At 46.4% G+C, this 16,117-nt stretch carries 13 protein-coding genes; 2 read left to right on the top strand and 11 right to left on the bottom strand.

The features are described from left to right. Positions 1–83: 83 nt before the first annotated feature. Positions 84–2,546: a heavy metal translocating P-type ATPase gene (locus tag QUF61_RS08605; protein WP_289681337.1), complete on the bottom strand. Its 2,463-nt coding sequence runs from the start codon at positions 2,544–2,546 to the stop codon at positions 84–86. A gap of 432 nt (positions 2,547–2,978) precedes the next feature. Here QUF61_RS08605 and QUF61_RS08610 point away from each other — a divergent pair, with 432 nt between their 5' ends. Continuing rightward, positions 2,979–3,317, top strand: coding sequence for a hypothetical protein (locus tag QUF61_RS08610; protein ID WP_289681338.1), 339 nt, complete (start codon positions 2,979–2,981; stop codon positions 3,315–3,317). 76 nt (positions 3,318–3,393) lie between these two features. On the opposite strand, the gene QUF61_RS08615 is transcribed toward QUF61_RS08610, so the two are convergent. The 10 genes from QUF61_RS08615 to QUF61_RS08660 form a co-directional block, all read right to left on the bottom strand. Further along, positions 3,394–4,800, bottom strand: a complete 1,407-nt coding sequence (locus QUF61_RS08615; protein WP_103920817.1) for a GumC family protein — start codon at positions 4,798–4,800, stop codon at positions 3,394–3,396. Positions 4,801–4,828: 28 nt separating this feature from the next. Next, on the bottom strand, positions 4,829–6,001 hold the full coding sequence (locus tag QUF61_RS08620; protein WP_289681339.1) for a polysaccharide biosynthesis/export family protein: 1,173 nt from the start codon (positions 5,999–6,001) through the stop codon (positions 4,829–4,831). Positions 6,002–6,006: 5 nt separating this feature from the next. Beyond that, positions 6,007–6,354, bottom strand: coding sequence for an STAS domain-containing protein (locus tag QUF61_RS08625; protein WP_286019418.1), 348 nt, complete (start codon positions 6,352–6,354; stop codon positions 6,007–6,009). Then, positions 6,351–6,791 carry an ATP-binding protein gene (locus QUF61_RS08630; RefSeq protein ID WP_103920820.1) on the bottom strand — a complete coding sequence of 147 codons (441 nt, stop codon included), beginning with the start codon at positions 6,789–6,791 and terminating at the stop codon, positions 6,351–6,353. Before QUF61_RS08630 ends, QUF61_RS08625 begins: the two co-directional genes overlap by 4 nt. Positions 6,792–6,875: 84 nt before the next feature. Further along, positions 6,876–8,075, bottom strand: a complete 1,200-nt coding sequence (locus QUF61_RS08635; RefSeq protein WP_289681340.1) for a PP2C family protein-serine/threonine phosphatase — start codon at positions 8,073–8,075, stop codon at positions 6,876–6,878. Further along, positions 8,072–9,499, bottom strand: a complete 1,428-nt coding sequence (locus tag QUF61_RS08640; protein ID WP_289681341.1) for a sugar phosphate nucleotidyltransferase — start codon at positions 9,497–9,499, stop codon at positions 8,072–8,074. The genes QUF61_RS08635 and QUF61_RS08640 overlap by 4 nt, the downstream gene beginning before the upstream one ends. Further along, the gene (locus tag QUF61_RS08645) at positions 9,499–10,236 is read right to left on the bottom strand and encodes a sugar transferase (protein WP_103920823.1); all 738 of its coding nucleotides are present in this window, start codon (positions 10,234–10,236) and stop codon (positions 9,499–9,501) included. Before QUF61_RS08645 ends, QUF61_RS08640 begins: the two co-directional genes overlap by 1 nt. After that, positions 10,208–11,551, bottom strand: a complete 1,344-nt coding sequence (locus QUF61_RS08650) for a WecB/TagA/CpsF family glycosyltransferase (RefSeq protein WP_286019419.1) — start codon at positions 11,549–11,551, stop codon at positions 10,208–10,210. Before QUF61_RS08650 ends, QUF61_RS08645 begins: the two co-directional genes overlap by 29 nt. Beyond that, positions 11,548–13,830 carry an ATP-binding protein gene (locus QUF61_RS08655; RefSeq protein ID WP_103920825.1) on the bottom strand — a complete coding sequence of 761 codons (2,283 nt, stop codon included), beginning with the start codon at positions 13,828–13,830 and terminating at the stop codon, positions 11,548–11,550. Before QUF61_RS08655 ends, QUF61_RS08650 begins: the two co-directional genes overlap by 4 nt. Further along, positions 13,814–14,662 carry a PhnD/SsuA/transferrin family substrate-binding protein gene (locus QUF61_RS08660; RefSeq protein WP_289681342.1) on the bottom strand — a complete coding sequence of 283 codons (849 nt, stop codon included), beginning with the start codon at positions 14,660–14,662 and terminating at the stop codon, positions 13,814–13,816. The genes QUF61_RS08655 and QUF61_RS08660 overlap by 17 nt, the downstream gene beginning before the upstream one ends. 114 nt (positions 14,663–14,776) lie before the next feature. On the opposite strand from QUF61_RS08660, the gene QUF61_RS08665 reads away from it, so the two are divergent. Beyond that, complete coding sequence (locus tag QUF61_RS08665; RefSeq protein ID WP_289681343.1) at positions 14,777–16,012, top strand: lipopolysaccharide biosynthesis protein; 1,236 nt, start codon at positions 14,777–14,779, stop codon at positions 16,010–16,012. Positions 16,013–16,117 lie beyond the last annotated feature (105 nt).

Below are 16,117 nucleotides of genomic sequence, written 5' to 3' on the forward strand. Positions count from 1 at the left end.
GTCTTTAAGAACGTGTTGTCTTTAAGAGAGTGCGTATTATAAGAGGTTTTAAAAAACTGTCAACAATTTTTTTAATTTTTTTATTATTCCGTTTTTTTCGGCTTATCAACCAGCCGTAGCGCATTTGCCACCACCAGCAAAGAACTGGCAGACATGCCGATGGCTGCCATCCACGGCAGAATATATCCCATTGCCGCTGCGGGCAGTGCCAGCAGGTTATAAGCCACTGCCCAGCTCAGGTTTTGGCGGATAATACGCAGGGTTTTTTGCGCGGTTTTAACACCACGTATCAGTTGCGGTAATTGTTCACTGAGTAAAATCATATCGGCTGTGGCGCGCGCAACCTGAGTGCCGCTGCCCATGGCGATGGAGATTTGTGCCTGTGCCAGCACTGGCGCATCATTGACGCCATCACCCACCATTGCCACCACTGCGCCCTGTGCCTGCAAGGCTTTGACTTCTTCCAGTTTACCTGCGGGAGACAGATCATAAACCACCTTGTTAATACCCACAGCCTGCGCAACGCGCTGCGCACTGTGTTGATGATCGCCAGTTAATAATAGTACTTCGATACCTTGTTGTTGCAAGTCCTGAATTAAATCCGGGCTGCCGGGACGAATACTGTCGCCTAAAGCAAAAACGGCTTGTATCGCTTGTTGGTTTGCCAGCCAGACCAGTGCGTAACCATCTATTTCGAGCTGTTCCCGCTGTTGCTCGCTGATTTGAATCGTGGTTTGCGCCTGAATAAAACGTGATGTGCCGATAAACCAGGTTTCTCCATTAATCGTGCCGGATAAACCTGCGCCGGGTTGGTTGACCACCGCTTGCGCCTGTAAATTAACGCGCTGTTCAAAATCGGTGGCGGCTGCAATTAAGGCTTTACCCAGCGGATGCTCGGAATGCTGTTCCAGTGCTGCAGCAATCTGTAAGCATTCAGCTTCATTGCGTTTGCCTGGCGTATGTACTTTTTGTAAGTGCAGCGCGCCATCCGTTAAGGTACCGGTCTTATCAAATACAAAATGCGTGGCCCGCGCCAGGGTTTCCAGGGCGTGTCCGCGCGTGGTTAGCAAGCCGTAGCCGCTGAGTGTACCAGTAGCGGCAGTAATTGCCGTTGGCGTTGCCAGCGACAGCGCGCAGGGGCAGGTAACGACCAATACTGACAGGGTGATTGCCAGCCATAGTTCAGGTGAAATCTGCCACCAGTACAAAGCCACCACCGCAGCCAATACCAGCACCGCGAGTACAAAATACGCTGCGGCTCGATCTGCCAGTTGGGTGATATAAGGTTTTTCGCTCTGGGCGCGCTCCAGCAGGCGTAAAATCTGGGATAACAAGGTATCCTGCCCAACTTCCGTAACCTGCATCAGCAGTGGGCTTTCTATGTTGATGGTGCCGGCGCTTAATTTATCCCCCACGCCACGCGGACGCGGCAGGCTTTCACCGGTGAGCAGCGCTTCATCCACGCTGGATTGCCCCGTAATCACTTCGCCATCGGTGGGGATGTTGTCGCCCGGTACAATCCGCACTCTATCACCGGGCTGTAATTCCGCCACTGGTACGGCTTCTTCCTTGCCATTATCCAGCACCCGCGTGGCAATGGCGGGTACCATTTGTACCAGTGATTCTGCGGCCTGACTGCTGCGTTGCCGTGCCATGAGTTCAAAATAACGCGCCAGCAGCAGGAAAAACACAAACATCACTACCGAGTCGTAATAGACATGTCCACCGCTACCGGAAACCGTGGTCCAAAGACTGCCAAGGAAAGCCAGACTGATGCCCAGTGATACCGGCACATCCATACCAGCCTGACGATGAGACAAGTCGCGCCATGCGGAGCGAAAAAAAGGTACGGCGGAATAGCCCATCACCGGTAGTGTCAATAACAGGTTTAGCCAGTGAAATAACTGCCGGAAACTGCTTTCCATGCCATAAAAATCACCCGCATATAAAGCCACGGAGACCATCATCACCTGCATCCCGAATAGACCGGCAAATCCCAGGCGGCGCAATTGTTGCTTGCGTTCTTTTTCCAATATTGCCTGCGCCTGTGTGGGATCGTAAGGATGCGCCAGATAACCGATGGCGCTGATGGCCTGTAATATCTGGCTGAGTTGAATTTCTCTTTCATCCCATACCACGCGGGCGCGGTGGGTGGAGTAGTTCACCCGCACTTCCACCACTCCCGGCAAGCTGCGCAAATGCCGCTCATTGAGCCAGACGCAGGCCGCGCAGGTGATACCTTCAAGAATTAAAGCGGCTTCCCGGCGATGCTCGTCTTCCAGTTGCCGCACAAAACGCCGCTGAATATCGGGGTTGTCATAATGCTGGGTTTGACGCAAAAACTCAGGCACCACTTCCTGTCCGGTGGGTGCGTTATCGGTGCGAAAGCGATAAAAATCATCCAGACCGCTGTTGACAATGGCTTCGGCAACCGCCTGACAGCCTACGCAACACATGGCGCGATCTTCGCCATCAATATGCACGGCAAGATGAATATGTTCGGGCACTGGCAGTCCGCAGTGATAACAAGACGTTTGTTCAGACATGGGGATTTAATTTAGTGGATAAACTGAGTGATGTTTAATGTGGGTTTTTAAAAAATATGCAAATCCAGCACATGTTATCAATAACCCGCCATGAGGTGAAAGTAATTTTCAGTATCTTGTGTACCCAGATTATCTATAGGCATTCAGTCTCTCCCTGGGAGCGCCGACTTGCAGTCGGTACGGGCGGCTGAAAGCCACCCGCCCCAGGGGAAGTGAACGGGTACAAGTAAGTAAGCAAATATGCAATAAAATATAATTTTTTGTAATAAAAAAATAAAAAATTGACAAGATCATATTATGGGTACTACCTTATTTATTACAGGGATTTAGTTGTGTGTGAATTATTTACAATAATATCTACAATAAATTGGACTAATAAAAATGAGTTATTCTTACTCTTTATATTTTTTATTTACTTTAAATGAATAGATAATGCTGCTTCAAGCAGTACCTCCATTAAAACAAGCTGTGGATTATACTTGTTTGCTTAGTATTTATGGTGTAATTATGAATAAATTTCTTACAAATACAAAAAGTTATAATAATATAAAAAAATTTATTTCCTATCTTTTTTTGATTATGGCAATTGTTTATTTTTTGGGGCTGTTACTTATTGCCGTTGCTATAACAGGTTGCTTAATTTTTAGTTTACAATTTTTATCCAAAATATGCTGTAGTACTGGCTATAGGTGGCATGTGTTAGGAGGCTGTCTGAAAATAGCAAAACCAGTGATATTACCAAAATCAACTCATTACTTATCAATGAGTTAAAAAACCAGTTTCTTGAAAAACTGAGTTTTCGGACAGTCTCATGGGTAATATATGAACACATATCTCTCAGATTTTATTATTGATCAATAAGAAAGTGAATAACGGGCGTTCTTACCCATAATAAGAACATGCCGATCAATACAAATAAGCTACCGACAATGGCACCGAGCAGGGCAAATTTTTTCTTGGGCGCGCTGGGGCGATCCGGTAGATTAGGCGGGTCAAGGATTTGTATCAGGGGATAGCTGGCGTGGGTGTCGGATTTTCCGGCATCAATTCTCGCTAAAGCCGAGCTGAATGCGGCGCTGTCAATTTGGTGGGCGCGTTTGAGGCGCGTGAGTTCGGCGGTCTGCCTGGCGGTATCGCTGAGTTGCTGGCGGAAATCTTTAATTTGCTGAGTTAAATACTGATTTTGCGCTGCCAGGGCTTTGCTGTCAACATCGGTTTCTATCATTTGTTGATAAAGCTGGGCGCGCACGCTGTTTTCCTGTAATGCCAGAGCAGTGAGTTGTTTTTTATTCACCTTGCCAATCAGTTGCCGTGCTTGTTGTAATAAACCCTGCCAACTTGCCTGGGCAACTTTTTGAGCACTTTTTAATTGCGGGTGCTGCGCCCCCCATTTTGCCTGTGCCTGACGGTATTCAACCTGAGCCTTGGCGTATTGCTGTTGGTAACGGGTATACAAGGGATCATTACGCAGTAATAAAGCATCGGCAACCTGGCTGGGGTTAAGATGCAGTTGTTTCATCAGGGTGTGTAGTCGCGCTTCTGCGGCAGCCTGACGAATTTGAATATCTGCTTGTTGTTTTTGCAGGTCGAGTAATGTACGCGCTAAGTCGCTACTTTGTTGTTCTGAAATCAGGTAATGACGGCTTTGGAAATCGGCTAAAGCCTGACGGCTGAGATTGAGGCGTTGATTAAATTGTGCCAACATTTGTTTTACAGCATGGTCGCGCAGGTGCAGTTCTTCCTTGCGCAGTTGTTCGAGTTGTTGTTGAAATGCGCTGTGAAAGGCTTGAGCTTTTTGTTGTGCAAATTCAGGTGTGGACGCGCTGATCTTAAACAGCAGCAGGCTGGTTTGGGGAATGAGTTTGATTTTAGGCTTGCCTAATTCAGCCATTGTCAGTTTGAGTGATTCAGCAGTGCTTCCCAGGACACGGGGGCTGAGCGCGATATGCTGATAGTTCACCTTAGGGCTGAGATCATGACTGCCATAAGCTGAACTGCTGCTGCTGGCGATTTGCCCCACGCCACTCAGGTTGACGTTGGCCCCCGCTCCCGTACCGGGCAGAATTAAAGTCCAGGCACTGGTGTAGCTGCGCGGGGTTAACAGGATATAACTCAGACTGGCAGCCCAAATCAGACCCAGGCAGAGTAATAACAGCAGGAGATAGCGCAGCCAGCGTTGTGGGCGGTTAACCCGCCATAATAATAAACGCTGCCATAAGGGACGATGCTGTCTGGCATATTCAAGGGTTTCCATTGTACTTGAAGTTCAAAAGAGCTATGAATCAGTTGCCAGAGCCGGTTTGCAACAGACGCAATAAGGTCAGCGGGGTGAGTATATCGCTGAAGCTGCGGGCAATATCACGAATATTTGTCACTCCAGAGTCATAACAGGCAATCCCGTCATTAGGCATTAAGTACGGATTGTGTTGTAAGTTATCAGCTTGTTGCAATAATTGGCCCAAAGCGTATTCCTGCACCTGCGGCTGCCGGGTTTTTAAGTGATGGGTTAAATGCAGTATCTGGCGGCGGGCATTGGTACTTTGCGTGCCACCCACGCAGTTACCGGCTAATACCCCCTGTAATAAGCGGCTGCCATAGGGCAGGCTGCTGCTGTCGCTGCCTATCGCGGCTTTGGCATTGGCGTCAGCGGGTATACTGAGATTGGAAATAAATACCCGAAAGCCGGGCGGGGTGATTGCTGAAGTCTTTAATAACTCATTTTGCAGGCATTGCTGGCTGGGTACTTCCAAATGATCTCCAGCAATCAGCGGAATGTCAGTGCTGGTTTGATGGGTATATAAATATTGCAGATTAATGCACCAGGATTGATTGCCACGGGTCAGGCGAATACGTTGTATATCCGCATCGGGACGTACACCACCGGCATTAGCCAGGGCCTGGGTTAGAAAACGCCCGGTGGCGTGTTGCCCCGTTTTTTGTAGTGGTCGCTGGGCTTGAAATTCCGGGTCTTTGGCATTAATGGTAACCGGCCCAGGATGAAACACCGCGCCACTGACCTGTACCTGCACCCCGGCCCAGTTTAATGGCGTGATGCTGATTTGAATCAAATCCGGGCGCAGTAGTTGCGCGTCAAGCAGGGCCTGGCTCAGCTTTTGTTGTAACTGGCTCAGCGTCAACCCCTGGGTAGCCAGGGGCTGAAGATGGGGAATATGTAATTGCCCATCCATATCAATTTCAAAAATACCACTGAAATCAGTGCCTTCATGCACATCTACCCGTATCCGGTCGCCGCTGGACAGGGTGAAACGGGGCAGTTGCTGCGGTGCAGGCGGTGCGGTCTGCGCCAGTGGCGGACAATAATCCAGTGATTTTGTCTGGCTGTCGGTTGCTGGCAGAATAGTTGGGGAATGTGTGCAGCCTGTCAGACATAAAAGAAAAACCAGGACAGCTATCGGTTTTTTGCTTTTTTTCTGTTTATAACAGATGTTGTTCATCCTGATTAAGGTAGATTTTGAAAATAAGCAAGCGCCGCCGGATCATCAGCAAACAGCTTGAATACCTGATGTAACTGAGTTAATTCAATTAAAGCCTGTACCGAGCCGGTAATTTGAGTTAAAACCACTTCACCTTGTTTTTCCCGTATCGCTTTGAGGGCGGAAATCAATACCGATAAGCCACTGGAATCCATAAAATTAACGTCTGCCAGATTTAAGATTAATTTGCCTTGACCCGCTTCAATGATGGGTTTTAAGGCTTCGCGTATTTCGCTGGCATTCGCCATGACCAGTTGCCCTGATAAGGCGACCAGATCAATATTGCCATGTTGTTCATAGTGAAATTTCATCATTCAGTTCCTGTGTTGTCCTCTGGATAATATTTATAAAAACATAAATGGTTGTATTTTCCTTTCCGCTGATAAGCAATCTCATCAATACATTGTTGAATGATAGTGATACCCCGCCCGCCTTCATCTAAGTTTTCAAGCGTGATATTCATGGCTGGAGCTTGCCATATCTCATCAGCTACACAGCAGCCTTGATCATAAAAATGAATTTCAAGCCGATGTTGTTGTAACACAACCTGCACCTGGATTGTGTGCTCTGTTTGTTCATTATCCACATAAGCGTGGACAATAATATTATTGAGGCTTTCCACCGTGGCTAAATGTACTGCCTGTACAGCTTGCGGCGGTAATGGTGTTAGTGTCGCCAAGCCAGCGACACAAGTGGCCAGGGGAATAATATTTTCCGCTGTAGCATGAATACTTAAATCAATTTTCTGCATAAGCTGAGCCAACCTGGTTGGGCTGTTGGGTAATAAAGATGGGTATACTGCGCCTTACTCTCATGATGGTTTACCAACAACTTCTTAGGTTTTAATTAAAGCGCTGTTTTCCAGCACTAATAAGGTTACATCATCATCAAAATTATTGCTGCCCCGCCAACTGCGTAACTGCGCTCCCAAACCATCTAATAAACGGGATAAATCCAGCTTACGGCTGCTTTTTAAGTAATCGCTTAAATGCAGCGTGCCAAATTCTTCCCCCGCCTCATTTAAGCATTCCGTGACACCATCTGAATAAATAATCAGGCGCTCTCCGGGTAACAGGGATAAATGCTGTGTATTGTAATGAAATTCTGGCAGCATACCCACGGGAAAGCCGTGTTGACCGCAGCTTTGAACCTCGCCTTGTCTAGTCACATGCAGCGGCTTGGGATGACCCGCCTGGGTAAAGGCAATCGCATTTTGCTGGGTATCAATCACCCCGTACAGCAGGGTAAAGTATAAATCTTCATTATTATCTTTGGATTGAAATAACTGATTTAAATCATCGACCACATCGGCAGGTGGACGCGGCTGCCATTGCTCTTCCCGATATTCCAGCAACAGCCCGGGGCTTTCCTGATGATTGATGATGCGATGATATAAGGCAAAAGACAATAAGGCAGAGCGCACGCCATGACCGGAAACATCCAGTTGATAAAAAGCGATATGACGCGGCGTTAAGGAAAAAAAATTCAGCATATCCCCGGCGACAAATTCCGAGGGATAAAAACGCCAGTCAAATTGATAGTCTTGAATTTGCTTGGGGGCGGGTAATAATCTGCGCTGGGTTTGTGCGGCAGCTTTTAAGCTGCGATGAATCTGAGACTGGGCATCAAGTAAATTTTGGTTACGCTCCGCCAGGCGGCGTTCTAAATCGATCACGCGTTGTCCCGCTTGCAAACGCACTCGCAATTCGTTTTTATCCACGGGTTTTAATAAAAAATCATCAGCACCGGCTTCCATGCCTTCAATTAATGCCGATTTTTGATCTTTCTGGGTTAAAACAACAATATAAATATAGTGGGGTGTATTTTCTGCCCGAATTTTTTTACATAGTGCCAAACCATCCATATTGGGCATCAGCCAATCGGTTAAGACTAATGCCAGGTCAGGGTGTTGTTGTAATAATTGCCACGCCTGTAGCCCGTCACGGGCGCTGATAACCTCATAGCCATATTGTTTTAATAAGACTTTAAGAAATAAGCGAGTACTGTCCGAGTCTTCTGCTATTAAAATTTTCATCGCCAACTGCTGCTATGGAATAAGCATTTGAATCCCTGCCATAAGTATGCCAAATCTTTGCGGGTACTGCGCCGTTTGGTATAAAATGCATCACTTAATAATTTTTCTTCCCAGGGTGCATTTTGAGGTAAGTCCAGTTGGGTGGGGCCAAGCAATCCTACCGGCGCTTGATCGCGCACCTTTTCCCAGGCTTCGTTTTGTTGCCCGACTTGTTCCGGGCTTAGCGGCGATACTCCAACCAGGCGTAAATCACCGCGCACAACTGCCCATAATTTAGGCAAATGGCGCAAAACCGGCGCATTCAGATTCCATTCCCAGGTTAAAAAGTGTTGGCGTTGTTGTATGCCCAACTCATTAACCGCCAGCCGATTACCCTGATAACAGCGTGGCTGGCGCGGGTCTTGTTTTAATGCAGCAAGCAGAGATGCTGCCAGCCATAAGGGCAATGACAAGACTAGTAATAATGCACCCAAAATACGATGCAGCCAATCTGCCAAACGGGTGTTAAGCACCGCATTATCCAGATCAGCCAGTAAAAAACTGTCCGTGATATGGGTGACAGTGCCGCTATCAACGCGAATTAATTGATTCCCCTGCACTATCGCCTGATTGACTTCAACCAGTTCGCCAATATAGGTATTGGGTAAAATCACGCTGTGGCGCAAAATTGCCTGACGCTCCACAATCACATGATCACTCACCACCACATCTTCCAGCAGTTCTACGCTGGGGTGAAGCTTGCACTCTGCGCCAATAAATGCCTGACCTTGTTTCAGGCTTTTTACGGCAAGCTGAGTACGGCGGCCTGCCGTCAAACCCAGAGCCAGTTTCCGCCCTGCTAAATCAATCCCGATAAAACGCCCGCTGGCTGCATCAAGATTGGCTTGATGGTAGTGGCGAAAATTACTGATAGTATTGTAACTGGCATCATTAAGCGTATAACAGGCGGCATCATGTGGTGTAGTTTTACCCAAACAGGCCAGCGCATCTGCGCTGATGCTTTGTTGTGGACAAAAACAAAAAGCCACCTGCCCGTCAATACTGCCATATAAAAGCGTTTCTGAAACCTGCTGTAAAAATTGTTTTAATACGGGGCTTTGCAAAACATCACCACGTAATACCACATAAGCTTCCGTATCCAGCAGAGCCAAACGCGGTATTAAAGTATCCAGCTTTTCTTCACCCTGGCTTAAGGCATAAGTCAGATTCAAGCCCCAGCGCTGACCATCACCCAACTGCTGTTTAAAGGCTTCCGGCTCGCTGCCGATAACCACCAGCACGTCTTTTAAGCCCGCTCTGGCTATCACTTCCAGCGCATGAATAATCAAAGGCTTAGACACAACGGGCAATAAGGCCAAAGGCTGCTGCTCAGTCAGTGGCTTTAAGCTTTCTCCCAAACCATCGGCAATCAGAATAGCTTGCATTAATACGCACCTCGCCCCAGTAATACCGCAGGAATGGTTTTTAACAGGATTTTAATGTCCTGAGTGAATGATTGAGATTCAATATAAGCAACATCCAGCTCGACTTGTTGTTCAAACGGAATATCAGAACGTCCCGATACCTGCCAGATACAGGTAATACCGGGTATCACCTCCAGACGGCGGCGATCTGCCAGGGAATATTGATCCACTTCGCCGGGTAATGGCGGTCGCGGCCCCACCAGTGACATATCACCGCACAAGACATTCCATAATTGGGGTAATTCATCAATGGAGGCTTTGCGGATAAAACGTCCCGTGCGGGTAATACGCGGATCGGATTTCATTTTAAATAAAACCCCGCCCTGCATTTCATTATCTGCCATTAGTTTGGCTTTACGCGCTTCTGCGTCTATATACATGGAGCGAAATTTCCACATGGTGAATAATTTTCCCCAGCGCCCCACCCGGGTCTGGCGAAAAAATACCGGGCCGGGTGATTCCAGCCGAATCGCTGTCATGGTTGCCAATAACACAGGTGATAATAATAATAATGCGACTGCCGCCGCTGCTATATCGAATAAACGTTTAAAGACGAACAAGCCCTGCACCACGGCAAACCATAATAAACGCCGCAAATGAAAATGCAGGCGCTGACGTATGCCGAGTTGATAAACCTGGCTGTAACGCTGAATGAGTTGTTCTCGAATTTTATGACTGTGAGTCTGTTGGAGGCTCATGTTGTTGTTCCCATTTTTGATGCCAGACACGATATAAAAATAAGGGGTTACCGATTAAATAACGTCGCCACATGCGCCCCGGCTCCTGTAACAAGCGCCAACTCCATTCCATGCCAATTTCCCGCAGCCATTGTGGTGCGCGAGGAATGCAACCGGCATAAAAATCAAATAGACCGCCAACCCCCATCAAGACTTTCGCTTGTAGTTGATGACGATGCTGGTGTAACCATTTTTCCTGTTTGGGCACACCAAATGCCACTAATAAAATATCTGCGCCCGAATCATTAATCTGTTGAATAATTTGCCCGCTTGCTTCTGCCTTAAAATAACCATCTTGATAACCGGCAATCCTTAAATCTGGCAATTGCTTTCGCATATTTTGCGCCACTTTTTCGGCAACGCCCGGTTTTCCACCCAATAAAAATAATGACTGCTGACGTGGGATACTGGCCTGACATAAGCGCGGGAATAAATCCGTGCCATTGACATTAGCACGTAATGACACGCCCAGCATTCGGCAACCAATGTGAATACCGATACCGTCAGGCAAAACCCGATCCGCCTGCTGTAAAATCTGGCGGTATGCTTCATCCTGGTGGCTGATATTCAGGCAATCAGGATTAACAAAAGCCAGTAAACGTTGCTGTTCGGGGTCTTTTCCAAACCAGGCAATGGCTTCTTCCATATCGGTATTGATTATATGGATACCAAAAAAGTTTAATATGGGCGGCATGGGCAATGGCGTGTGACTGCGCAGAAAAAAACTTAAACCATGACGCAGCATTAAACCCAGATTGCCTTGCAGGGTTTCGCTATAAATTTGTTCCTTATCCAGGGTGGATTCCTGCTCATAAGCGATACCTGTTTTAGTGCGCAAGCCATATACTGAAAACAAGCCGGGGCGCACGCTGAAACGAAATTGTTCCTCAAAAGTTAAGCTGGCGGCTTCTTCAATGCTGAGTGGACGCGGCCCCACTAATGCCATATCACCCCGTAGAATATTAAATAAACGTGCCAGATTTTTGCCCGGTAAATGACCGGCAAAATATAAACGCTTAAAGGGGTGTTGAAAACGCCCCATGCAAAGCTGAAATTCAAATAGTTTGCCAGTGCGCCAATAAGCGCTGATAAACAGGAACAGCAATAAGGGTGACAGCACAATTAACAGCATAAGGCTAAGCAGTAAATCCAGCCAGCGGTTGCTGAATAAGGGACGCAAATAAAACCACAAGCGCCATAACGGCAAACGCAGGCGCTGCCGCCATGTTCTTGAAGTGCCCAAAGGGCCAGGTAATGGCTGCATAATATTTCTCACAAATCATCCAGTATTTGACGCATGGCTTGAACAGTCGGTTCAATTTCAGCCAACACCAGGGATAAACAGGTTTCAACCTTTTCATCCTGTTGACAGGCATATTCCAGTGCTGCTGATTTCTCATGCAAATAAAGCGCCCCAAATAATTTACTGCCACTTTTCATGGCATGGGCTTCGATTCTCATCGGCTCAAGTTCATTTTTCTGAAAAAATGCAGATAATGCCTGCGCATGATCTTCACATTCCTGGATAAAAACCATAACCATCTGGGCCACCATGTCCTTTCCTATATCATCCCCGATTTTTTCCAGGGCATCCAAATCAATAGGGGCAAAAGGGGTAGACGTTGTTTTTTTATTGGTTTGAACGGGTGTTGGAGATGATTTTATTAACACCGGTTCCGCCTGCTGAGGCAGCCAGCGTTGTAACATCAGCAGTAAATCATTCCGGCTGACCGGTTTGCTTAAATAATCACTCATGCCCTTATCCAGACAAACTTGCCGTTCACTTTGCAGTGCATTGGCCGTGAGGGCAATAATTGGAATTGATGCCTTGTCAGCAGGCAAGGTTTTAATTTTTTGCGTGGCCTCAAAACCATCCATTTCCGGCATGGCAACATCCATAATAATCAAATCATAAGCATTACTTTGAACTTTTTTAAACCCCTCCAGACCATTAATCGCTTCGTCCACCTGATAGCCATGTTTTCTTAAAATAGCACCGATTACAGTACGGTTGGCGGTGCTGTCTTCGACTAATAATAATTGTGCATTACCTTGATGCAGATAGTGTGGCGTTGTTATACGGGTATTATTGACCTGGGGTTTTGGTTCCTCTAACGGTGCTGCTGGCTGGTAGGCTAAGGTAAAGGAAAAAGTACTGCCTTCTCCCGGTGTGCTTTGCAGCTTAATATCACCGCCCATTTTTTTAACCAGGCTGCGCACAATTGCCAGACCCAGACCGGTACCACCATATTTACGGGTATTGGAAGGATCAGCCTGGGTAAATTTTTCAAAAATATGTACCTGTGCTTCAGGCTCTATACCAATGCCGGTATCTTGTACCTGGATACTTAATGCTGGTGTTTGTGGTGGCAGATGGCTGCTGCCGATATGTAATGTCACCGCGCCCTGATGGGTGAACTTTACCGCATTCCCCATCAGGTTTAACAGGATTTGCCGCAAGCGTTTAGGATCACTATTGATGCGTAGTGGCACATCCGTATCAATAGAACCGATTAAATTAATTTTTTTGCTGCGGGCATCCGCTGTCAGGACATTTAATACGGCATTAATTAATACCGGTAAGTCGAAATCAATCTGTTCTAGTACAAACTTGCTAGATTCCAGTTTGGAAAAATCAAGAATATCATTAAGTATACTTAATAAATTTCGGCTGGAATCCTCCGCAATCTGTAAAAAATGCTGTTGCTCATTATCCAAAGTTGTCTGTGTCAATAATTCCAGCGTACCCAGTAAAGCACTAATCGGCGTGCGGATTTCATGACTCATGGTTGCCAGAAAACGCGATTTGGCCCGATTTGCAGTTTCGGCCTGCTCCTTGGCGAGACGCAGTTCCTGTTGACGCTGCGCCTGTATACGTAAAACCTGGGCAAATTGATTGACTGAATCTGCCAGAGCCACCAATTCAGTTGCACTGCGTTTGGGCAGATATAATGGATGGGTATAGTCATTATTGGCAATTTTTAAGACACGGCGATTGATTTTATTGATTGGACTCACCACCAGCCAGCGCATCAGCAAAATAATCATGGTACTTAATGCCACTGCCAACAGTACAGAAAACAACTGTACCCGTCCCACCATAAAACGTACTTTTTGTTCAATGGGACGCATATCCCAGGCCATGTATAAATAACCAAAATGTTCTTTTTCAACAATGATTGGGCGGGTAAACTCCCGTTTGGAAATATCTTCGGCATCATGCGGGGGTTGCCATTGCGCGATAAGCAAGCCTTGCTGATTACGGTATTTAATGCGCAGAATAGCGGGGTCACTTTGGCTGGATTGTTCCATGGCTGTTTCCAGCAGGGGGATATCCTGGGTAATGATGGCGTTTAATGACGCGGCAGTTAATAAGAAGGATATTTTTTCAGTTTGTTTTTCAATGTCTTCAATCAAATAATCAGTAACAAAATAACGTACCAGAAAACTGGCAATAAATATCACAATTAAGGTGACAACTACAAATAATAAACTCACCTGACGCCATAAGGGCCAGGATGAAAAAATCCGGGCTTTATTACTGAAAAAATTCATGATTTTGCTCTATCGCCTGGCGAATAGGCGCATAATCCGCATCACTGGCAACTAAAAAGCCATCTTTTTTTAAAGCTTTCAGCGCCTGCACATCCTTCATTTCCAACAATACTTCAGTAAGTGCCGCTACCATTGTCAGCGAAAGTTGTTTGCTTGCCAACCAGGGTTTGGTGACATTCTCAAACTCACCAATAATACGCAATGCCTTACCTTTTTTTAATAAGGTCTTATAAGTCCCCGCCTTTAACGCACCACCATCAAACTGCCCGGCGGCAACCGCTGCACCTACCTTGTCATGTCGCCCCAGATAAGCATAATCAGTGAAATCTGCTGCGTGAACACCAGCGGCAAGCAGGTGATTCTGCGCAAGATAACGGCCTATGGTTGAGTTTTTATTACCAAAAGCGAAACGCTTGCCTTTTAATTGCGCCAGTGTTTGAATATCGCTGTGTCTGGCAACGCAAATCACCCCCTTAAAAACCTTTTTCCCTTTTTTGCTTTCCATTGCCAGCAGCTTAATACCAGGTTCAAGCTGTTTGGCTTTAATATAGGAAGCGGGGCCAAAACGGGAAAAATCAACTTTACCGGAAACCAGGTCATTGATGCCGGTATCATAATCTTTGGCAACCACCATTTTGATTTTGACCATTTGGGAAAGTTTCTGACTTAAGCCGGTTTCCAGCGCACTTAATAAGGGGCGAAACTTTTTAACCATCGTCAGGGGTTGATCGGATGTATATACGCCAAATTTGAGTTGAATATCTGCTTGCGCTGAAAATGTAGACAATAACAACAGCGGGCTGCAAAAAATAATGAGTTTTTTATAAAACATGATTCAACGCCTTTTTATAATAAATCAATAGAAACAGAAAACTGTTATGAGGGATGGTAGCATACTTGCTTGACCGTATCGTTTCTGTTCATTAGATTTTATACTGAGGGCAGTATGGCTATATTCCATCATTTTTTTGCCAATCGTTTTATTCGCAACAGCAGTTGGATCGGCGTGTCCGAATTAATGGCGCGTGTGTCACGACTGCTGACCGCAATTATTCTGGCGCGTTTTCTGTCGCTGGAAGAATTCGGGATTGCAGCATTGGCTATCACGGTGAATGAACTGGTTAAGGTATTTAACCAAAATGGCATTGGGGCTAAAATCATCCAGGCTCCCGAAGCAGAACTGGAAGCGGTGTGTAATACGGCTTATCGTTTGAACTGGATGGTTTGCGGCAGTTTGTTTGTATTGCAATGCCTGCTGGCTTTTCCCCTGTCCTGGTTTTATCAGCAAGCTGATTTAATCCCCATGGTGATGTTGCTGGCAGTGGTTTATTTATTTATGCCCTCGGCGCTGGTGCAGGCATTTTTAATCCAGCGTCAGAACCGTCTGAAAGTCACGGCTCTGGTTGCCGGGGTGCAGGTGACGGTGGATAATTTATTAACCGCCTTACTGGCGGTGCTAGGCCTGGGAGCTTGGGCAGTGGTGCTGCCGAAACTGCTGGTTGCGCCGATCTGGGTTATCGGCACCCGCATGAATCAATACTGGCGTTTTGATCCCCACAGCGGTTTTGCCCATTGGCGTGAGATTTTACATTTTGGTAAACATGTATTAGGCGTGGAACTGCTGAAAACCCTGCGCCTGAATCTGGATAATTTAATTATCGGGCGTTTTCTCGGCATTGAAGCGCTGGGTATTTATTCTTTTGCCCGTAATGCTGGTTTAGGTATCAGTTTATCTTTAAGCAGTGCGTTTAATACCGCGCTGTTTCCCCATTTGTGTGAAGGCGCTGAAGATCGTGGTTTATTACGGAAAAAATTTCTTCATGCCTTAAAAATAATTGCCTGGGTGATGGTGCCTCTAATTCTGCTACAGAGCTTATTAGCGCCCTGGTATGTGCCAATTGTGTTTGGGGAAAAATGGCAGGTCGCCGTGCCGGTATTATTATTGCTGTGTTTATCGGCAATTCCCAGACCCTTTGGTGAAGGTGCGGCAGAAGTCATGCGGGTGCTGAATAAACCGCATATTGATTTTTATTGGAGCAGCTTTTTTTCTTTGCTGTTTCTGGCAATTGTTTTTATCAGCCTGCCCTGGGGTATTAATGGCGTGGCACTGGGTATTTTATTAATTCACCTGATTGCATTACCCGCTTATACAGTCTGGGTGGTGCGTCATTATTTGCATTAGATAACTCGCAGCGAATAATACCCCCATTTCGCTGGTCTTTTTACCCGTTTTCTGCGTTGTAAAAACCGTTACATAGCCCACTATGCGCCGGTTTTCACGCCTTGA

The sequence above is a fragment of the Candidatus Venteria ishoeyi genome (genome assembly GCF_030378065.1).
GTDB lineage: Bacteria > Pseudomonadota > Gammaproteobacteria > Beggiatoales > Beggiatoaceae > Venteria > Venteria ishoeyi.